Here is a 19,162-nt window from a genome sequence, read left to right as displayed (position 1 = left end):
GCGACTACTTGATCCGGCCGTACTTGAGGAACGCGACGCCGTCGGCGTACACCCGGCTGGTGATCACCCGGAACTTCTCCGGCGCGGGCAGTTTCGCCCCGCCGCCGAACAGCGGCCTGCCGGTGCCGAGCACCACCGGGTGCAGCTTCAGGAACACCTGGTCGATCTCGGGCAGCAGCGCCTGCGCCAGTTCACCGCCACCGCAGAGCCAGATGCCCAGTCCGTCTTCGCGTTTGAGCTCACGCACCGCGGCGATCGGATCCTCGGCGATCAATTCCACCCCGGGCGCGGGCGATTCGGGCAGCGTCGTGGACACCACGTACTGGCGCAGGTGTTCGTACGGGCTGGCGGTGCCGGTGCGTACCCCGAAGTCGTGGGTCTTGCGGCCCATGATCACGGTGTCGAAGTAGATGTTGCCCGCCGCGATTCCGCGCGCCTCGCGCACCTTGGTGGGCAGGGTTTCCGGGTACTGCGAGATGATCGCGGGCCCGTGATCACCGCCTACCGGGAAGAAGTCCAGCGTTCCGTCCTCGGCGGCGATGAAACCGTCGATTGTCGATGCCACGAAATAGGTCAGCTTGCGCATAACGTCCTCCCTGCACGGACCCGGTCTGTCACGACCTGTCAGAGGAAACGTTAGCGTGCCCGGATCAGCGGCGGCGCGGCTTCCGTTGACACTTCGGACAGGAAAACGACGACCGATTCATGAACTGTTCCCGCACCAGCAGCGTCGCACACCGATCGCACGGTTCGTCCTCGCGCCCGTAAGCGGCCAGTGACCGGGAAAAATAGCCGGATTCGCCGTTCACATTCACGTACAGGGCGTCGAAGGAGGTGCCACCGACGGCCAGCGCTTCGGTCATGACCGCGCTGACTCCGTCGAGCAGGGTACGCACGACCGGCCGGGTGAGTTCGGCGGCCACGCGGGTGCCGTGCAATCCGGCCCGCCACAGTGCTTCGTCGGCGTAGATATTGCCGATACCCGAGATCACCGTCTGGTCGAGCAGCACGCGTTTGATCTCGGTGTTCTTGGCGCGGATGGCCGCGACCACGGCCTCGCGATCGAACAGTGGGTCGAGCGGATCGCGCGCGATATGGGCCACGGAATCGGGCACCACGGTCCCGTTCACCTCGACGAGGTCGGCCAGCGCCCAGCCGCCGAAGGTGCGCTGATCGACGAAGCGCAATTCGGCGCCGTCACCGAGCACGGCCCGGATGTGCGCGTGCTTCTCGACGGGAGCGTCGGCGGGCTGCACCAGCATCTGACCGCTCATGCCCAGATGCACCACCAGTGCGGTATCGGGCTCGTCGAAGGTGAGCCACAGATACTTCCCGCGGCGCTGGGCGGAGTCGATCCGCAACCCGGTGAGCCTCGCCGCCAGATCAGCACCACCCGCGATGTGCCTGCGCACGGCTCGCGGGTGGGTGACGGTGACGGTATCGATGGCCCTACCGACGGCGTGCTCGGCGAGACCGCGACGAACAACCTCGACCTCGGGCAGTTCGGGCACGGCTCAGGCTTTGTCTGCGGATTCGGCGGTCAGCGCCTTGTACGCGGTACCGGCGGCTTTCTGCTCGGCTTCCTTCTTGGAGCGACCCACGCCTGAGCCGTACGGAACACCGGCGATCACCGTGGTGGCGGTGAACTCCTTGTTGTGGTCCGGTCCGGTGGAGGTGATCTCGTAGGCGGGCACGCCGAGACCGCGTTCGGCGGTGAGCTCCTGCAGGCTGGTCTTCCAGTCGAGGCCGGCGCCCATGCGGGGGCCGCGCTCGAGCAGGTCGGCGAACAGCCGCAGCACCACACCGCGCGCGGTTTCGATGCCGTGCTCGAGGTGCACCGCACCGAGCAGCGATTCCATGCCGTCGGCGAGGATGCTCGGCTTGTCGCGACCGCCGGTGAGCTCCTCGCCCTTGCCGAGCAGCAGGTACTGACCGAGTCCGCCGTCGCCGAGACCACGCGCCACCTCGGCGAGCGCGTGCATGTTCACCACACTGGCGCGCAGTTTCGCGAGTTCACCCTCGGACTTCTCCGGATGCTCGGTATACAGGCGCTCGGTGATGCTGAGGCCGAGTACCGAGTCGCCGAGGAACTCCAGGCGCTCGTTGGTCGGCAAACCGCCGTTCTCGTACGCGTACGACCGGTGCGTCAGCGCTAGGCGCAGAAGCTCCGGTCGTACGTCGACACCGAGGGCGGTGAGCAGGCTGGCGTGATCCGCCGCGCCCACATTGTCTTTACTGGCTGTCACGTTGCTAGGAATGATCTACAACGATCAGACTGCAGAGGTGACCTGGCGGCCCTTGTAGGTGCCGCAGGACGGGCACGCGATGTGCGGGAGGGTCTTCTCACCACACGCGCGGTTCGGGCAGGTGACCAGGGTCGGCGCGGTGGCCTTCCACTGGCTGCGCCGCGACCGGGTGTTGGAACGCGACATCCGACGCTTGGGAACAGCCACGGCTACTTCTCCTCTTGGTTTTCGCTGACTACACCGGCATCAGATGCCGCGGCAACGGTTTGGTCTTGGTGGTGGAACCCTCAGGCGGGGTCGCCGGTACCGGGCTCGTCAGTGGCAAAATTCGCCAACTTCGCCCAGCGAGGGTCCAGTATCTCATGCCCATGATCAGGACCCGCAATCGCCATCCGCACACCGCACTCGGGGCACAGGCCCGCGCAGTCCGGCGAGCACAGCGGCTGCAGCGGAAGCTCCAGCCCGATGGCGTCGAGGATCACCGGCTCGAGGTCGACGAGGTCGTCTTCCATGCGGTAGACCTCGGCATCCTCGGTCGTCTGCTCGGTGGTGCTGTCCGGATACGCGAACAACTCCGTCAGACGAATCTCCACCTGGTCCTCGAACGGTTCGAGGCAGCGCGAACACTCCCCGGCCGTCGGCCCGGACGCCGTGCCGGTGACCAGCACACCCTCCGAGACCGCCTGCAATTGCAGATCGAGTTCCACCTCGGCATCGGCCGGGATGGCGATCAGGTCGAGACCCAGCCGCTCGTGGTCGGTGACCGTGCGACGCAGCTCCCGCATGGTTCCCGGCCGACGGCCGAGATTGCGGACATCCAGCACAAAGCCCGCCTCCGACACAGGACCACTGGTCTTGCGTGGACGCGCGGACGAACCGGAACCGGCGGACATCACGGACTCACTTACCGTCGAGGGGATAATGGGCAACCACTCCACAGTACGGCAGGACCCCGCCGGAACTCAAAACGCGCGCTGGTCGCCAGGACCGGTCAGCGCCGGTGCTCGGCAGCGTATTCCGGGTATTCGGCGGCCGGTGCGCCGCGCATCTGCTGGCGTCCGCGGGTGATCGAGCGCCGGGTGGTGTTGAGCGTCTCTTCCATGGATGCGAGCCTGTTGCCGAAATCGGCCATCTGCTCGTCGACGTAGTCGTCACATTCGGTGCGCACCCGGTCGGACTCGGCCTGGGCCTCGTCGATCAGACGGGCGGATTCGGCGTGCGCGACCCGGACGACCTCGGTCTGCGCGACGAGGCGGGCCTGCTCGGCCTTCCCGTCGGCGACCGAACGTTCGTAGGAGGCCTTGCCCGCTTCGATGGCCCGGTCGGCGTCGATCTGGGCGCGACCGGTGAGCTCGTCGTACTCGGCATTGCCATCGGCGACAACCTGATCGGCCTCGGCCTGGGCCGACGTCACCAGGCGGTCGGCGTGGGCGGTGGCCTCGGCGACCATCCGGTCGGCGTGGTCCTTGGCGTCGGCGAGGATGCGATCGGCCTCGGCGCGCGCCTTGTCGATGGTGGTGCGTGCCTGCTCGTTGGCCGTGGTGACCGTCGTTTCGGCGCCGGAACGGGCGTCGCCGACGATCTTGTCGCGGTGATCGAGCACGTCCTGGGCGTCGTCGAGTTCACCGGGTAGCGCGTCGCGGACGTCGTCGAGCAGCTCGAGAACATCGCCGCGCGGCACGATGCAACTGCGGGTCGGCGGGATGCCACGCGCCTCTTCGACGATGGCGACCAGTTCGTCGAGTGCTTCGAATACGCGATACATGCTCACTACCCTCCTGCGGACTCACGGCGAAACCACTACCGCCGACGCCCAGTGTGCCTGTCCGGGGCGGCTGTGCCGAATGTCGTCGCGGTGTGTCGCGACAGTGTCCAAGATCGCACAGATATCAAGTGGAGTGCAGCCCTCCACTTCGGCTACCATCGGTAAGCACGACAACGCCGTCCGCCGGGAAGCACCGCAACCTTTTCGCTGTTGTACTCCTCGACGTCTGTTCATTTGGGATCGGAGTCGAACATGACCCTCCTGGAAACTCCTAGGAGTCCGGTGTCGCACGTCGCGGGCATGTTCACTCCCTGGACCGGTCCGTTCCCCGTGGTGACGCCGAGTGAAGTCGCACCCGCGCTGCGCCCGCAGTTCGAGGGCGCGCTCACCTACCTGCGCGGCGACCGGGCGCTGCCCCAGCTCTTCCGCTTCGCCCTCGTCGGCGGGTCGAGCAACATCGCCTATGTGTTGCTGTTCTTCGCGATGCACGGCATCGGCCCGCTGGTCGCCAATGTGGCCGGATCGGTGGTCAGCACGATCATCGCCAACGAATTCCACCGGCAGCTCACGTTCCACGCCACCGACCGGGTCACCTGGTTCACGGCGCAGTGGGAAGGCGGCGGGATCGCGTTGATCGGACTCGCGATCACGACCGCGTGTTTGGCCGGACTGGATTTCTGGGCACCCGGACTGGGTGACATCACGCAGGCACTGACGGTCCTGGCCATCACCGCCGCGGTCGGCGGCATGCGATTCCTCGCCCTGCGTGGACTGTTCCGCCTGCCCGCGACTTCCTAGCCCTTACGTTCGGCCAGGCGGTCCAGCAGGCGCTTGTGGACCGCCGGCGGGAGCATGTCGCTCACGTCGCCGCCATAGGCCGCCACTTCCTTGACCAGCGAGCTGGACAGGAAGCTCAGGGACGGGTTGGTGGCGATGAAGAAGGTGTCCACACCGGCCAGTTTGTGGTTCATCTGGGCCATCTGGAGCTCGTAGCCGAAGTCGCCCGCGTCGCGCAACCCCTTGACGATCGCGCTGATCCCCTCCTGCTTGGCGAAGTCCACCGTGAGGCCCTGCCAGGAGGCGACGCGCACGTTCGGCAGGTGGGCGACGGATTCGCGCAGCAGTTCCATGCGCTCCTCGACGGTGAACATGCCCTGCTTCTTGGGGTTCACATTGACGGTGACGATCACCTCGTCGAACTGGGCGGCCGCGCGAGCGAACACGTCGAGGTGACCGTTGGTGACCGGGTCGAAGGAGCCGGGGCACAGTGCTGCAGCCATACCTCAGAGACTATCTGAGAACTGAGACGGCCCGTGCCGGGCGGCTCGTCATTCAGTGTCGGTGGTGCGTGTCACACTCGTGGATGATGAGCCGCCACACGACTTTCCGGTATTGCCTCGACCCCATAGTCGAGCAGTCCGACATGCTCGCAAGGCATGCCGGTGCGGCCCGATTCGCGTTCAACCAAAGCCTCGACTTCGTGAAAACCGCTCTCACCCAACGCAAAACCCGCCCAGCACATCCGGTCCCATGGACTCGGTTCGACCTGATCAAAACGTTCAACACCTGGAAGAAGACCGAAGCCGCAGGACGGGTCTTCACTGTCGACGCGGCTGGGGTCACCGAAGTACAGGTAACCGGGTTGGCATGGCGTGCTCAGGTGTCTCAGCAAGTTTTCGAGGAAGCCGCCGTCGACTGCGGTCGCGCGCTGGCCGCGTTCTCTGATTCCAGAACCGGCAAACACGCGGGTAAACGGGTCGGGTTTCCCCGGTTCAAGAAGAAGGGTACAACCGTCCCGGCATTCCGGATCCGTAACAAGCCCGCCAAGTCGGGGCGAGCGTCGATCCGAGTCGGTGACCAGGGACGCGCTCGGTCAGTGGCGTTGCCTGGGATCGGCGCGATCCGGGTGCGCGAGGACACCCGCCGGTTGCGGCGGATGCTTACCAAAGACCGGGCGAGGATCCTCTACGTCACCGTCGCCTATCGGGTGCGACGCTGGTGGATCAGCCTGACCGTCGAAGCATCTGATCTCCACACAGCCCATCGTCACCGGCCCCGGGAACACGCTGATCACGGTGGCTGGGTCGGGATCGACCGCGGTTTGACCGCGTTCGCTGTCGCCGCGAACTCCACCGGTGCCGAGGTCGCTCGTATCACCAACGCCCCCAAACCACTGACTACCGGGCTGGATCGTCAACGACGGATGGCGAAGTCGGTGACTCGGAAGCAGAGCGGGTCCCGCAACCATCGGCAGGCGGTTGCCCAGCTGGCCCGCCACCATCACAAGGTCGCCAACATTCGCCGTCATTTCGCTCATCAAGTTGCTAACCAGTTGGTCAAGACCCACGACCGGCTCGTTGTCGAAGACTTGAACGTTGCGGGAATGCTCGGCAACCGTCGTTCGGCCCGCGCGATCAGCGACGTCGGATGGGCCGATTTCGCGCGCCTGTTGGTCTACAAGCAGGCATGGCACGGTGGCACGGTCACCGTCGCGGATCGTTGGTTTCCATCGAGTAAACGGTGCTCGGCCTGCGGCGCACATAATCCGACGCTGTCGTTGGCGGATCGCGTGTTCGTCTGCGAATGTGGGTTTCGCGCTGACCGGGACCACAACGCGGCGGTCAACCTCGCACTGTGGCCGACGATTGAACAAGACTTTTCACGATCCCCGGACCCCCGAGCAGGAGGCCGGGTTACCAAAGTCCGCCGACGGGAAGGCTCTGACCGGCACCCTGTGGGTGTCGGTGAAACCGTCCTGGTAGACGCGGGAACAGAGGTTCACGCCACGCTTGTGGCGTGAACCGACGACGCCCGAGAAGGGCGGTGTCCGGGACGATCTAGGTTTCCGGACACGCTGTAGCACCGAACTCGGCGAGCTCGACTCTGGTCTCCCCGTATTTGCGTGTCTTCAACGCCACATAGCCTGCGGGCCAGGTGATCTCGGGTGAGCGGCTCGACCGTTCCACCACCACCAGCGCTTCCGGCGCGAGCCAGCCGTTGTTCGCCAGCGCGGTGAGGTCGGCGATCACGTCCTCGGTGCTCACGTCGTAGGGCGGATCCGAGAACACCACGTCGTAGGCCCTCGGCGCGGATTGTTTCAGCACCGAGGACACACTGCCGAGCCTCAGTTCGGCACCGGGGAGACCGAGCTCGGCGATATTGGCGCGCACCACCTCGCCCGCCTTGCGATCGGACTCCACGAGCAGCGCCCGCTGCGCCCCGCGCGACAGCGCTTCCAACCCCAGCGCCCCCGAGCCCGCGTACAGGTCCAGGACCAGCGTCCCGTCCAGATCGAGGCGGGCGTCGATCGCGCTGAACAGCGCTTCACGCACCCGATCGGAGGTAGGGCGGGTACCGGCGGGCGGCACCTTCAAGCGCCGCCCGCCCGCCACACCCGCGACGATGCGTGTCATTCCGACTCGCGTGCGACCAGTTCCACCAGCAGGTCGCCGCCCTCGACCTGGGCCACCTTGGTGGTCGCGATCCGGCCCACCACGCCACCGCGCGGCGCGGTGATGGCCGCTTCCATCTTCATCGCCTCGATGGTGCCGACCGTGTCGCCGGCGTGGATCTCGTCGCCCTCGGACACCGCCAGGGTGACCACACCGGCGAACGGTGCCGCGATGTGGCCCGCGTTGTTCTTGTCCGCCTTCTCCGCCGCGGGCACCTCCGAGGCGACGGACCGGTCACGCACCGCGACCGGGCGCAACTGCCCGTTCATGATGCACATGACCGTGCGCATGCCCTTCTCGTCCGGCTCGGAGATCGCCTCGAGGCCGATGAGCAGGGTGACGCCCTTCTCCAGCTGCACGCGGTGCTCTTCGCCGCGGCGCAGGCCGTAGAAGAACTGGTTTTCCGACAGCCCGGTGGTGTCGCCGTACTTCTCGCGGTGAGCGTTGAACTCGGCGGTCGGGCCGGGGAACAGCAGCCGGTTCAGCGTGGCGCGACGCTCGGCGGACGAGCCGTCGAGGGCCTTCTGATCCGCCGGGCTCAGCGGGGTCTCGGGCTTGGGCTCGTTGCGCCCGGCCAGCGCCTTGCTGCGGAACGGCTCGGGCCAGCCACCGGCCGGGGTGCCGAGCTCACCGCGCAGGAAGCCGATCACCGAATCGGGGATGTCGTACCGGCCCGGGTCGGCGGCGAAGTCCTCGATGTCGACACCGGTGCCGACCAGCGCGAGCGCGAGATCACCGACGACCTTCGACGACGGAGTCACCTTGATCAGGCGACCCAGCAGCCGGTCGGCGGCCGCGTACTTGGCCTCGACCTCTTCGAACCGGTCGCCCAGACCCAGCGCGATCGCCTGCTGACGCAGGTTCGACAGCTGACCACCCGGGATCTCGTGGGTGTACACCCGGCCGGTCGGCGCGGGCAGACCCGACTCGAACGGCGCGTAGACCTTGCGCAGCGCCTCCCAGTACGGCTCGAGATCGCACACGTTCTGCAGGTTCAGGCCGGTGTCGCGATCGGTGTGCGCGGTGGCGGCCACGATCGCCGACAGCGCGGGCTGTGAGGTGGTGCCCGCCATGGCCGCGGACGCACCGTCGACCGCGTCGGCCCCGGCCTGCCAGGCCGCCAGGTAGGTGGCCAGCTGGCCGCCGGGGGTGTCGTGGGTGTGCACGTGCACCGGCAGATCGAAGTTGCTGCGCAGTGCGGTCACGAGTTTCGCGGCGGCGGGGGCACGCAGCAGACCGGCCATGTCCTTGATCGCGAGGACGTGCGCGCCCGCGTCGACGATCTGTTCGGCCAGCTTCAGGTAGTAGTCGAGGGTGTAGAGCGATTCGTTCGGGTCGAGCAGGTCACCGGTGTAGCTGAGCGCGACTTCGGCTATGGCGGTACCGGTTTCGCGGACCGCGTCGATCGCCGGGCGCATCTGGTCGACGTTGTTGAGCGCGTCGAAGATGCGGAAGATGTCGATACCGGTGGCGGCGGCCTCGGAAACGAAAGCGCGCGTGACCTGTTCGGGGTAGGGCGTGTAGCCCACGGTGTTGCGACCGCGCAGCAGCATCTGCAGGCAGATGTTCGGCACGGCTTCGCGCAGCGCGGCCAGGCGCTCCCACGGGTCCTCGTGCAGGAACCGCAGTGCCACATCGTAAGTCGCGCCGCCCCAGGCTTCGATCGAGAGCAGTTCGGGGGTCAGCCGCGCGACATGACCCGCCACACCGAGCAGACCGTTGGTGCGGACGCGGGTGGCCAGCAGCGACTGGTGTGCGTCACGGAAGGTCGTGTCGGTGACGCCGAGCGCCCTCTGCTCGCGCAGGGCCTTCGCGAAACCCTCCGGGCCGAGAGTGAGCAGACGCTGGCGCGAACCGTCCGGCGGCGGCAGCGTGAGGTCGACAGCGGGCAGCTTGTCGTAGGGGTACACCGTGGTCGGGCGGTCGCCGTTCGGCTTGTTGACGGTGATGTCGGCCAGATAGGTCAGGATCTTGGTGCCGCGGTCGGCCGAGCCGCGCGAGGTGAGCAGTTCGGGGCGCTCGTCGATGAACGAGGTGGTGACCCGGCCCGCCTGGAAATCGGGGTCGTCGAGCACCGCCAGCAGGAACGGGATGTTGGTCGTCACGCCGCGGATACGGAATTCGGCCAGCGCCCGGCGGGCGCGCGCGGCGGCGGCGGGCAGGTCACGACCACGGCAGGTGAGCTTCACCAGCATCGAGTCGAAGTAGGCGCCGATCTCGGCGCCGAGATTCGCGCCGCCGTCGAGGCGGATGCCCGCGCCGCCGGGGGTGCGGTAGGCGGTGATGCGGCCGGTGTCGGGGCGGAAGCCGTTGGCCGGGTCCTCGGTGGTGATGCGGCACTGCAGGGCGGCGCCGCGAATCTGCACCGTCTCCTGGCTCAGCCCCAGGTCGGCGAGGGATTCGCCCGCCGCGATGCGCAGCTGCGACTGCACCAGATCGACGTCGGTGATCTCCTCGGTGACCGTGTGTTCCACCTGGATGCGCGGGTTCATCTCGATGAACACGTGGTTGCCGCGCTCATCCAGGAGGAACTCCACGGTGCCCGCGTTGATGTAGCCGATCTGGCGGGCGAAGGCCACCGCGTCGGCGCAGATGCGCTCGCGCAGTTCCGGTGACAGGTTCGGGGCGGGCGCGAGCTCGATCACCTTCTGGTGGCGACGCTGCAGCGAACAGTCCCGCTCGAACAGGTGCATGACGTTGCCGTGCTGGTCGGCCAGGATCTGTACCTCGATGTGGCGCGGGTTCACCACCGCCTGCTCGAGGAACACCGTCGGATCGCCGAACGCCGACTCCGCTTCGCGCGACGCGGCCTCGATCGACTCACGCAGCTGCTCGGGCGCGGCGACCCGGCGCATGCCACGGCCACCACCACCGGCGACGGCCTTGACGAAGATCGGGTATTCGAGTTCGGCCGAGGCGGTGAGCAATTCGTCGATATCGGCCGAGGGCTCGCTGGACTTCAGCGTCGGCAGTCCGGCCGCCTTCGCCGCCGCGATGGCCGTGGCCTTGTTGCCGGCCATCTCCAGGATCTCGGCGGTGGGCCCGATGAAGGTGATGCCCTCGGCGGCACAGGCCGCGGCGAGGTCGGGGTTCTCCGACAGGAAGCCGTAGCCGGGGTAGATCGCGTCGGCGCCTGCGCTCTTGGCCGCCTCGATGATCGCCTCGATCGACAGATACGCGCGAACGGGATGACCCTCTTCGCCGATCTGATAGGACTCGGCAGCCTTCAGGCGATGGACGGAATTGCGATCCTCGTGCGGGAACACCGCGACCGTTCCGATGCCGAGTTCGTAGGCCGCGCGGAAGGCACGGATAGCGATCTCACCACGATTTGCGACCAAGACTTTCGAGAACATTGGCCTACGGTACCCGGCCACGAGCCGGGGCCGGACACGCAAGGTGGCTTCGCAGCAATCTTCACACCGCACACCTGCCTACCTGCGAAGTTGCGTTCATCGGGCCGTCACATCTCACCGTGCGCAGCGGTGCGCGGTGCGCGCGGACAACGTGGGCGCAACCGCAGGTCACGGCCGTGTTCAGGACGGGGCGGTGACCCATGTCCCCGCCGAGGGCCTATGCTGGGCGGGCAGCTGGTTCGCGTGCGCGGTGGAAGAGTCGGAGCCCCGACCTCCCGCGTAGGCGTCGAAACCCGGGTGCGGATCATGTTCCGCACCGGGTGAGAGGGAACCCGGTGAGAATCCGGGACTGTCCCGCAGCGGTGAGCAGGAACGACCGCCGTCATCAGCACTGGGCTGCACGCCTGGGAAGCGACGGCCAGTAGGTCGGTCGATCACACGACCGGTGCCCGCGAGTCCGAAGACCTGCCGACTGTGCCGGATACGCCGTATCCGGCGGCCACCGCCTCGTGGATCGGGCGCGCGGACCACCGATGCCGACCTGTCGTGTTCTCTCGCGACTCTGTCGGCCGTGTGGCGTGTGCCCGCGAAAAGGCGGCGGCTCTCCCCGCACGACACTGGAGAATCTCCGTGACTGTTTCGCATACCCCCTTCACCGCAACGGTTCTCGGCCTACCGCGAGTGGGCCCGAACCGGGAACTCAAGCGCGCCACCGAGTCCTACTGGGCGGGCCGCGCCGATGCCGCGCACCTGCACGCGGTCGGCCGGCAGCTCCGTCGCGCCCAGCTCACCGAACTCGCCGCGGCCGGACTGGATTCGGTGCCGGTGGGCACCTTCTCCTACTACGACCAGATGCTCGACACCGCGGAACTGCTGGGCGCACTGCCGGTGCGGGTCGCCGGAATCGCCGATCCGCTCGACCGCTATTTCGCGGCCGCGCGCGGCACCGACACGATCGCTCCGCTGGAGATGACCAAGTGGTTCGACACCAACTACCACTACCTGGTGCCCGAAATCGACGCGGCCACCACCTTTTCCCTGCATCCGGGCAAGCTGCTGACCGAACTCGACGAGGCGATCGAGCTGGGGGTCCCCGCACGGCCGGTGGTGATCGGTCCGATCACCTTCCTGAAGCTGGCCAAAGCCGTCGACGGCGCCGCGCTGGAGCGGCTGCCCGAGCTGGTGCCGCTGTATCTCGACCTGCTGGCCCGGCTGGCGGACGCGGGCGCGCGGTGGGTACAGATCGATGAGCCGGTGCTGGTCACCGACCTGACCGAGGCGGAGCTCGCCCTGGTCGGCCAGACCTACAGCGCGTTGTCGGCCGCGCAGAACCGGCCCGCGATCCTGGTCGCCACCTACTTCGGGCACCCCGATGCCGCCCTGGCGGTGCTGGCCGACACCGAGATCGAGGGTGTCGCCCTCGATGTCACCGCGGGCGCCGATCTCTCGGCGGTCGCGGCGTTGCCCACCCTGTCCCGCAAACTGGTGGTGGCGGGTGTGGTCGACGGCCGCAATATCTGGCGCGCCGACCTCGACGCTGCCCTCGGCACCCTGGGCACCCTGCTCGGCAGCGCCGACGCGGTGGCCGTGTCGAGCTCGTGCTCGCTGCTGCACGTGCCGTATTCGCTGACTCCCGAGACCGGGCTGGACGAGCGGCTGCGCTCGTGGCTGGCCTTCGGCACCGAGAAGGTCGGCGAGGTGCGCGTCCTGGCCACCGCACTCACCGCGGGCGTCGACGCGGTCGCCGACGAGCTGGCCGCGGCCCGCGCCGCCGCCGACTCACGCCGGACCGATCCGCGTCTGCACAACGACCAGGTCCGCGGCCGGTTGGCCGCGCTCGACGAGAACGACCTGACCCGCTCCCCCGCCGACGAGCGCCGCGCCCGCCAGCGCGATCACCTCGACCTGCCGGTGCTGCCGACCACCACCATCGGCTCCTACCCGCAGACCTCGACCATCCGGCTGGCCCGTGCCGCGCTGCGCAAGGGTGAGATCGACCAGGCCGAGTACGTGCGGCGGATGCGGGCCGAGATCGCCGACGTGATCACCCTGCAGGAAGAGCTCGGTCTCGACGTGCTGGTGCACGGTGAACCCGAGCGCAACGACATGGTGCAGTACTTCGCCGAACTGCTCGACGGTTTCGCCGTCACCGAGGCGGGCTGGGTGCAGTCCTACGGCACCCGCTGCGTGCGTCCGCCGATCCTGTTCGGCGATGTCACCCGGCCCGCGGCGATGACACTGTCGTGGATCGGATACGCCCAGTCGCTGACCACCAAGCCGGTCAAGGGCATGCTCACGGGCCCGGTGACCATCCTGGCGTGGTCGTTCGTCCGCGACGATCAGCCGCTGGGTGACTCGGCCCGCCAAGTCGCGCTCGCCATCCGGGACGAGACGCTCGACCTGGAAGCCCAGGGCGCGCGGATCATCCAGGTCGACGAGCCCGCCCTGCGCGAGCTGCTGCCGCTGCGCGCGGCCGAACAGCCTGCCTACCTGCGGTGGTCGGTGGACTCGTTCCGCCTCGCCACCGCGGGCGTCGCCGACACCACCCAGGTGCACACCCACCTGTGCTACTCGGAGTTCGGTGAGGTCATCTCGGCGATCGCGGGCCTGGACGCCGATGTCACCTCGATCGAGGCGGCGCGCTCGCACATGGAGGTCCTCGACGACCTGAACGCGGCCGGGTTCGCGCTCGGTGTCGGGCCTGGCGTCTACGACATCCACTCGCCGCGGGTGCCGTCGGTCGAGGAGATCACGATCTCCCTGTCCGCGGCGCTGAAAGCCGTTCCGGCCGAACGACTCTGGGTGAATCCGGACTGCGGCCTGAAGACCCGCGGACCGGTGGAGGTCGAGGCGTCGCTACGCAATCTGGTGACGGCCGCCGCGGCGCTGCGCTGACCGACGGGAGCTGAGCACCGCGACGGTGAGCGGCACACAGACCACTGCCCCGGACGGAGATTTCCGTCCGGGGCAGTGGTTCGGTTCAGCTCGCCCTGGCGACCGGAACCGCACGCTGGGCCACGCCGCGATACTCCGACAGCGGCCGGATCAGCGCGTTGGCGGCCGACTGCTCGGCGATGTGCGCGGTCCAGCCGGTGATCCGGCTCATCACGAAGATCGGCGTGAACATCTCGATGTCGAAGCCCATCAGGTAGTAGGCAGGCCCTGCCGGAAAGTCGAGATTCGGCGCTATGCCGGTTTTCTCGGCCATCGCGGCGGCGAGTTCGTCGTACATGCGGACCCACTGCTGTCCTCCGGTCACCGCCGCGACATCGTCGAGGGCCGCCTTCATCGTCGGCACCCTGGAATCGCCGTTGCGGTACACGCGATGCCCGAAGCCCATCACTTTGCGCTTGGCGCCGAGGGTTTCGGCGATCCATGCCTGCGCGTGCGCGGGATCGGCGATCTCGAGCATCGTGTGCATCACCGCCTCGTTGGCGCCGCCGTGCAATCGTCCCTTCAGGGCGCCGATCGCCGCCGTGATGGCGCTGTAGGAGTCCGAGCCGGTGGAGGTCACCACGCGAGCGGCGAAGGTCGACGCGTTGAATCCGTGCTCGGCGTAGAGGATCAGCGAGATCTCGAACGCGCGCACGATCCGCGGATCCGGTACCGCACCGAAGCACATGTACAGGAAGTTCTCGGCGAATCCGAGCTGGGAGTGCGGTGCGATCGGGTCGAGCCCCCGGCGCCTGCGCATCGCCGTCGCGATCACCGTCGGCAGCAGCGCGGTCAATCGCAGTGCGCCGTCGAGCCTTTCGCGCTCGCTCGTACTCTCGGAGGCCGCGTCCTCGGTGCCGAGGTAGCTCACGACCGTACGGACCGCGTCCATCGGGTGGCAGGTCTGCGGCATCTTCTCCAGCAGGGCGAGCACCGACCGGTCGATCCGGCGCTGGGCGCGTTCACGCTGGCAGAGCAGTTGCAGCTGACCGTCGTCGGGGAGTTCGCCGTACCAGAGCAGGTAGGCGACCTCCTCGAAACCGCAGCGCGCGGCCAGGTCCTGGACCGGGTAGCCACGGTAGGTCAGCGAGTTGGTCTCGGCGACGACCTTGGAAATGCTCGTCGTGTCGACCACCACCCCGGCCAAGCCCTTGGCGATGGCGGGTTGTGTTGTGTGTCCACTGGTCATGGCGTCACTCACCCACTGTGAAGTCGAAGATGCCGGAGTCGAATGCGTTGTAGTGCCGGTAGCCGAGCAGTTCGTAGAGCCGAGACCGGTGCTGCATCCGGTCCAGCAGCGCCGATTGTGTTCCAGCCGTCGCTATCTCGCGCAGGCCGTCTTCGATCGCGCCCATCGCCAGGCGCAGCGTGGTGACCGGATAGATCACCGCGTTGTAGCCGAGATCGGTCAATGTCCGCGCGCTCAGCAGCGGCGTCTTACCGAATTCGGTCATGTTCGCCAGCAGCGGGACAGCCACGGCGGCACGGAACTTCGCGAACTCGGCCTCCTCGGCCAGCGCCTCGGTGAAGATCAGATCCGCGCCCGCGTCGACGTAGGCTCGTGCCCGCTCGATCGCCGCGTCGAGACCCTCGATCGCGCGTGCGTCGGTGCGGGCGCAGATCACGAAGTCCGGATCGCGGCGCACCGCCACGGCGGCCCGGATGCGGCGCACCATCTCGGCGGTGTCGACGACCGCCTTGCCGTCGAGATGTCCGCAGCGTTTCGGGTTGACCTGGTCCTCCAGATGGCAGCCTGCCAGGCCCGCGTCCTCCAGGAGGGTCACGGTGCGGGCGGCGTTCATCGGTTCACCGAAGCCGGTGTCGGCGTCGATGAGGACGGGCAGATCGGTGGCGCGGGCGATCTGGCGGCCACGCTCGACGACCTCGGTGAGCGTAGTCAGGCCGATATCGGGCAGTGCCAGCTCGGCCGAGATCACCGCGCCCGAGACGTAGACGCCGTCGAATCCGATCTCCTGGATCAGTGTGGCCACCAGCGGGTTCACCGCTCCTGGCAGTCGTTGCAGGCGACCTGAGGCCAGCCCGGCGCGGAAACTCGCCCGCTTCTGCGAGGCAGTGGTGTGCGCGGCGAGCAGTCCGGAAACAGCCATCAGAACAGTCCTTCCCGTGCGGCGGGCAGCCGGTCGAACAGCGCGGGGTCGACGGTGAAGCTCAGCTGATCGAGTTCCCCCGCGCCGAGTTCCGGTGTGCGCTGGGCGGCATCGAGGAAACGGTCCTGCTCGGCGGGCGCCACGACACCGTCGGCGAGGACGCGGAACTTCTCGACGTACTGCTCGCGCGCGAACGGCCGAGCGCCCAGTGGATGCGCGTCGGCAACCGCGAGTTCGTCGACGATCACCTCGCCGTCGTCGAGAGTCACCACGGCACGGGCACCGAAGGCCTTCTCGGCCGGATCGGTCGCGTGATAGCGGCGCGTCCACTCGGGATCCTCGACCGTGGCGATCTTGCGCCACAGCGCCACCGTGTCGGGTCGCTGGGCGCGCTCGGGCGCGTAGGAACGCTCGTGGTGCCAGGTCCCGTCCTGGAGGGCGACCGCGAAGATATAGGGGAGCGAGTGGTCGAGGGTCTCGCGGCTGGCGTGCGGATCGAACTTCTGCGGGTCGCCGGATCCGGTGCCGATCACGTAGTGCGTGTGGTGGCTGGTGTGCAGCACGATCGAGGTGATGCGGGCGGTGTCGGTGATCCGCTCGCGCAGTCGGCGGGCGAGGTCGATCGGGGCCTGGCTCTGGTATTCGGCGGAGTGTTGCTTGGTGTAGCTGTCGAGAATGGCGCGCTTGGCCGCGCCCGGAGTCGGCAGCGGCACCTGGTATTCGGCATCGGTGCCGCCGAGCAACCAGGCGATCACACCGTCGGCGCCCTCCCAGATGGGTGCGGGCGCGCCTTCACCGCGCATCGCCCGGTCGACCGCCTCGACGGCCATCTTCCCGGCGAACGCGGGGGCATAGGCCTTCCAGCTGGAGATCTCGCCCTTGCGGGACTGCCGCGTGGCGGTCGTGGTGTGCACTGCTTGGCCGACGGCCTGATAGATGGTCTCGGTGTCGAGGCCGAGCAGCGTGCCGATGCCCGCGGCGACCGACGGGCCGAGGTGAGCGACGTGGTCGATCTTGTGTTCGTGCAGGCAGATCGCGCGCACCAGGTCGATCTGGATCTCGTAGCCGGTGGCGAGCCCGCGGATCAGCTCGGCGCCGGACCGGCCCAGGTGCTGGGCGACGGCCAGAATCGGCGCGATGTTGTCGCCCGGATGCGAGTACTCCGCCGCGAGGAACGTGTCATGGAAGTCGAGCTCGCGCACCGCGACCCCGTTCGCCCACGCTGCCCACTCGGGTGAAAATCGCTGCCCGCCGGGCAGTCCGAAGACGGTGGCCCCGTGGCGAGGCGAAGCGGCGGACAGTGGATGGGCCGACGCCTGCGCGCGGGCGGTGCGGACCGGACCGCGCAGGACCGACGCGGCGGCCACGGCGGCGTTGTCGATGATGCGGTTGACGATCATGTCGGTGACCTCGCCGGTCACCGCCACCGGATCGGTGGCCACCTCGGCGATCAGCGTGGCCAGATGCTGTGACCGCGGAAAGTCCTCGGCGGCCCCGACGCTGCGAACGATATGGGTTTTCATTGCCATGGTTCGCACGCTACGCACTGGATCTATCGCTGAAAACGGGCTGAACAAGCGTATTTTTGCGTGCGATAGACGACAAATCAGCAACTATTGCGAAGATTGACGATCATCGCCGGATCGGTGATACCGAAGCGCTATGGTTGATTCTCCCGGCAACCACGCAGAGAACGCGCGGGCCACCCTCGGCGACAATGCGGTCGCCGCACGCGAGCTCGCGTCTGCCGCCGAGCGCGACTTCGCATGTTACGCACGGGTAGACACAGGTAAAATCCCTTGCGGGACTGGACTTCTCCCGAGGCATTCGCCACTTTGAGCAAACATTGCGAACAGGTCGCGTTAGGATCTGCGACGTGCGGAAGATGTACGCGGGGGCCAGGCTACGAAGGCTGCGCGAAGAACGGCGGATGACCCAGGCAGCGCTCGCGAAGTCGCTGGACCTCTCACCCAGCTATCTCAATCAGCTCGAGCGTGATCAGCGCCCGCTGACCATTCCTGTTCTGCTGAAACTCAACTCGACCTTCGATCTGGACGTGCAGTTCTTCGCCGCCGACTCCGACGCGCGGCTGGTCTCGGACCTGCACGAGGTACTGGTGGAAGCCGCGGGCGGCGGCGACACCGCCCCGATCACCGAGGTCGAGGAACTGGCGACCCGGCTGCCCGAGGTGGCGCGCATCGTCATCGCGATGCACCGGCGGTTGCGCGCGGCGACCGACCAGCTCGACCTGCTGTCCTCACGCGTCGACACACCGGCCGGCGCGCCGGGCACCCCCATGCCGTACGAGGACGTGCGCGACTTCTTCTACGACCACCGCAACCACATCTCGACCCTCGACCATGCCGCCGAGCAGCTGTTCGAGGAATCCGGTCTGAGCATCGGCTCGCTGGATCGTCAGCTGGCCAGGATCGCCGAGGAACGCGCCGGCGTCACGGTGCTGGTCCGCGGCGACGGCGCCGACCCGGCCATCCCGAAACGCCACTACGACCCCGACACCCGAACCCTCACCCTGGCCAGGCGACTGCGCCCCGGGCAGCGCGCCTTCCAGATCGCGACCACCCTCGGCCTGCTGCTCTACGGCCGCGAGATCGACAACGTGCTCGCCGAATCCCGGGCGCTCACCGGCGAATCGCGCACCCTGGCCAGGGTCGGGCTGGCCAACTACTTCGCCGGTGCGCTGATCCTGCCCTACGGCCGGTTCCTGCGCTCGGCCGAGGAATTGCGCTACGACGTCGACCTGCTCGCACTGCGGTTCGAAGTCGGCTTCGAGACGGTCTGCCATCGGCTCAGCACCCTGCAGCGGCAGGGTCAGCGCGGCGTGCCGTTCTTCCTGGTGCGTACCGATCGGGCCGGCAATATCTCGAAACGCCAGTCCGCCACCGCGTTCCACTTCTCCCGGGTGGGCGGCAGTTGCCCGCTGTGGGTCACCCACGAGGCATTCGCGCACCCCGGACGCATCCTCACGCAGATCTCGGAGATGCCCGACGGGCGCCGGTACCTGTGGATCGCGCGCACCACCCCCGCCGCCGCGCAGGGGTTCGGGGCGGCGTCGAAGAACTTCGTCATCGGGCTCGGCTGCGACATCGAATACGCCGACCGGCTGGTGTATTCGCAGGGGCTGCAGCTCGACGATCCGCAGGTGGCGGTGCCGATCGGGGCCGGGTGCAAGGTGTGCGAGCGTCCGTCGTGCCCGCAGCGCGCGTTCCCGCAGATCGGGCGGCCACTGTCGGTGACCGAACACACCAGCACCGACCTGCCGTACCCGCGCCTACCTCGCTGA

At 67.8% G+C, this 19,162-nt stretch carries 16 protein-coding genes and 1 riboswitch; of the genes, 4 read left to right on the top strand and 12 right to left on the bottom strand.

Translation table 11 applies throughout. The features are described from left to right. Nucleotides 1-4: 4 nt before the first annotated feature. From ACFQ9R_RS19135 to ACFQ9R_RS19110, 6 genes are all read right to left on the bottom strand, one after another. Entirely contained in the window at nucleotides 5-586 is a 582-nt protein-coding gene (locus ACFQ9R_RS19135; RefSeq protein ID WP_378992139.1) for a dihydrofolate reductase family protein, read from the bottom strand. A gap of 64 nt (nucleotides 587-650) precedes the next feature. Then, entirely contained in the window at nucleotides 651-1,511 is an 861-nt protein-coding gene (gene mutM, locus ACFQ9R_RS19130) for a bifunctional DNA-formamidopyrimidine glycosylase/DNA-(apurinic or apyrimidinic site) lyase (RefSeq protein WP_378992137.1), read from the bottom strand. Between the two features lie 3 nt (nucleotides 1,512-1,514). Next, entirely contained in the window at nucleotides 1,515-2,246 is a 732-nt protein-coding gene (gene rnc, locus ACFQ9R_RS19125; protein ID WP_358064067.1) for a ribonuclease III, read from the bottom strand. 24 nt (nucleotides 2,247-2,270) lie between these two features. Next, nucleotides 2,271-2,453, bottom strand: a complete 183-nt coding sequence (gene rpmF, locus ACFQ9R_RS19120) for a 50S ribosomal protein L32 (protein WP_040708879.1) — start codon at nucleotides 2,451-2,453, stop codon at nucleotides 2,271-2,273. Between the two features lie 80 nt (nucleotides 2,454-2,533). After that, nucleotides 2,534-3,139, bottom strand: a complete 606-nt coding sequence (locus ACFQ9R_RS19115; protein WP_364401610.1) for a DUF177 domain-containing protein — start codon at nucleotides 3,137-3,139, stop codon at nucleotides 2,534-2,536. A 98-nt stretch (nucleotides 3,140-3,237) separates the two neighbouring features. Beyond that, entirely contained in the window at nucleotides 3,238-4,011 is a 774-nt protein-coding gene (locus ACFQ9R_RS19110; protein WP_378992397.1) for a DivIVA domain-containing protein, read from the bottom strand. Between the two features lie 252 nt (nucleotides 4,012-4,263). Between ACFQ9R_RS19110 and ACFQ9R_RS19105 the strand changes: the two genes are divergently transcribed. Continuing rightward, a complete protein-coding gene (locus tag ACFQ9R_RS19105; RefSeq protein WP_378992136.1) occupies nucleotides 4,264-4,809 on the top strand; it encodes a GtrA family protein in 546 nt (181 codons plus the stop codon). On the opposite strand, the gene coaD is transcribed toward ACFQ9R_RS19105, so the two are convergent. Continuing rightward, on the bottom strand, nucleotides 4,806-5,291 hold the full coding sequence (gene coaD / locus ACFQ9R_RS19100) for a pantetheine-phosphate adenylyltransferase (RefSeq protein ID WP_056811926.1): 486 nt from the start codon (nucleotides 5,289-5,291) through the stop codon (nucleotides 4,806-4,808). The two genes, ACFQ9R_RS19105 and coaD, sit on opposite strands and share 4 nt — an antisense overlap. 86 nt (nucleotides 5,292-5,377) lie before the next feature. Between coaD and ACFQ9R_RS19095 the strand changes: the two genes are divergently transcribed. Beyond that, complete coding sequence (locus ACFQ9R_RS19095) at nucleotides 5,378-6,811, top strand: RNA-guided endonuclease TnpB family protein (RefSeq protein ID WP_378992135.1); 1,434 nt, start codon at nucleotides 5,378-5,380, stop codon at nucleotides 6,809-6,811. 37 nt (nucleotides 6,812-6,848) lie between these two features. On the opposite strand, the gene rsmD is transcribed toward ACFQ9R_RS19095, so the two are convergent. Next, a complete protein-coding gene (gene rsmD, locus ACFQ9R_RS19090) occupies nucleotides 6,849-7,424 on the bottom strand; it encodes a 16S rRNA (guanine(966)-N(2))-methyltransferase RsmD (protein WP_378992134.1) in 576 nt (191 codons plus the stop codon). Continuing rightward, nucleotides 7,421-10,819, bottom strand: coding sequence for a pyruvate carboxylase (locus tag ACFQ9R_RS19085; protein ID WP_378992132.1), 3,399 nt, complete (start codon nucleotides 10,817-10,819; stop codon nucleotides 7,421-7,423). The genes rsmD and ACFQ9R_RS19085 overlap by 4 nt, the downstream gene beginning before the upstream one ends. A gap of 290 nt (nucleotides 10,820-11,109) precedes the next feature. Then, nucleotides 11,110-11,307: riboswitch (cobalamin riboswitch) on the top strand. Nucleotides 11,308-11,443: 136 nt separating this feature from the next. Between ACFQ9R_RS19085 and metE the strand changes: the two genes are divergently transcribed. Continuing rightward, nucleotides 11,444-13,714, top strand: a complete 2,271-nt coding sequence (gene metE, locus ACFQ9R_RS19080) for a 5-methyltetrahydropteroyltriglutamate--homocysteine S-methyltransferase (protein ID WP_378992395.1) — start codon at nucleotides 11,444-11,446, stop codon at nucleotides 13,712-13,714. An 85-nt stretch (nucleotides 13,715-13,799) separates the two neighbouring features. Here the strand turns inward: metE and ACFQ9R_RS19075 are convergent, their stop codons facing one another. The 3 genes from ACFQ9R_RS19075 to ACFQ9R_RS19065 are packed head-to-tail and all read right to left on the bottom strand — an operon-like array spanning nucleotide 13,800 to nucleotide 17,384. Beyond that, the gene (locus ACFQ9R_RS19075) at nucleotides 13,800-14,942 is read right to left on the bottom strand and encodes a bifunctional 2-methylcitrate synthase/citrate synthase (RefSeq protein ID WP_378992130.1); all 1,143 of its coding nucleotides are present in this window, start codon (nucleotides 14,940-14,942) and stop codon (nucleotides 13,800-13,802) included. Between the two features lie 4 nt (nucleotides 14,943-14,946). Next, nucleotides 14,947-15,861, bottom strand: coding sequence for a methylisocitrate lyase (prpB, locus tag ACFQ9R_RS19070; RefSeq protein WP_378992129.1), 915 nt, complete (start codon nucleotides 15,859-15,861; stop codon nucleotides 14,947-14,949). Continuing rightward, a complete protein-coding gene (locus ACFQ9R_RS19065) occupies nucleotides 15,861-17,384 on the bottom strand; it encodes an MmgE/PrpD family protein (RefSeq protein WP_378992394.1) in 1,524 nt (507 codons plus the stop codon). The genes prpB and ACFQ9R_RS19065 overlap by 1 nt, the downstream gene beginning before the upstream one ends. Nucleotides 17,385-17,737: 353 nt before the next feature. On the opposite strand from ACFQ9R_RS19065, the gene ACFQ9R_RS19060 reads away from it, so the two are divergent. Then, nucleotides 17,738-19,162, top strand: a complete 1,425-nt coding sequence (locus tag ACFQ9R_RS19060) for a short-chain fatty acyl-CoA regulator family protein (RefSeq protein ID WP_378626319.1) — start codon at nucleotides 17,738-17,740, stop codon at nucleotides 19,160-19,162.

Source organism: Nocardia sp. NPDC056541 (assembly GCF_042794235.1).
Lineage (GTDB): Bacteria > Actinomycetota > Actinomycetes > Mycobacteriales > Mycobacteriaceae > Nocardia.
The sequence above is the reverse complement of the archived record's forward strand: the minus strand, read 5'-3'. Positions and strand labels throughout refer to the sequence as shown.

What these genes read in the sequence shown, in the direction of transcription:
- coaD (WP_056811926.1), bottom strand. Translation starts at nt 5,291, where the DNA reads ATGGCTGCAGCACTGTGCCCCGGCTCCTTCGACCCGGTCACCAACGGT.
- ACFQ9R_RS19065 (WP_378992394.1), bottom strand. Translation starts at nt 17,384, where the DNA reads ATGAAAACCCATATCGTTCGCAGCGTCGGGGCCGCCGAGGACTTTCCG.
- ACFQ9R_RS19105 (WP_378992136.1), top strand. Translation starts at nt 4,264, where the DNA reads ATGACCCTCCTGGAAACTCCTAGGAGTCCGGTGTCGCACGTCGCGGGC.
- ACFQ9R_RS19095 (WP_378992135.1), top strand. Translation starts at nt 5,378, where the DNA reads ATGAGCCGCCACACGACTTTCCGGTATTGCCTCGACCCCATAGTCGAG.
- ACFQ9R_RS19110 (WP_378992397.1), bottom strand. Translation starts at nt 4,011, where the DNA reads ATGTATCGCGTATTCGAAGCACTCGACGAACTGGTCGCCATCGTCGAA.
- rsmD (WP_378992134.1), bottom strand. Translation starts at nt 7,424, where the DNA reads ATGACACGCATCGTCGCGGGTGTGGCGGGCGGGCGGCGCTTGAAGGTG.
- prpB (WP_378992129.1), bottom strand. Translation starts at nt 15,861, where the DNA reads ATGGCTGTTTCCGGACTGCTCGCCGCGCACACCACTGCCTCGCAGAAG.
- ACFQ9R_RS19085 (WP_378992132.1), bottom strand. Translation starts at nt 10,819, where the DNA reads ATGTTCTCGAAAGTCTTGGTCGCAAATCGTGGTGAGATCGCTATCCGT.
- ACFQ9R_RS19075 (WP_378992130.1), bottom strand. Translation starts at nt 14,942, where the DNA reads ATGACCAGTGGACACACAACACAACCCGCCATCGCCAAGGGCTTGGCC.
- ACFQ9R_RS19115 (WP_364401610.1), bottom strand. Translation starts at nt 3,139, where the DNA reads ATGTCCGCCGGTTCCGGTTCGTCCGCGCGTCCACGCAAGACCAGTGGT.
- ACFQ9R_RS19135 (WP_378992139.1), bottom strand. Translation starts at nt 586, where the DNA reads ATGCGCAAGCTGACCTATTTCGTGGCATCGACAATCGACGGTTTCATC.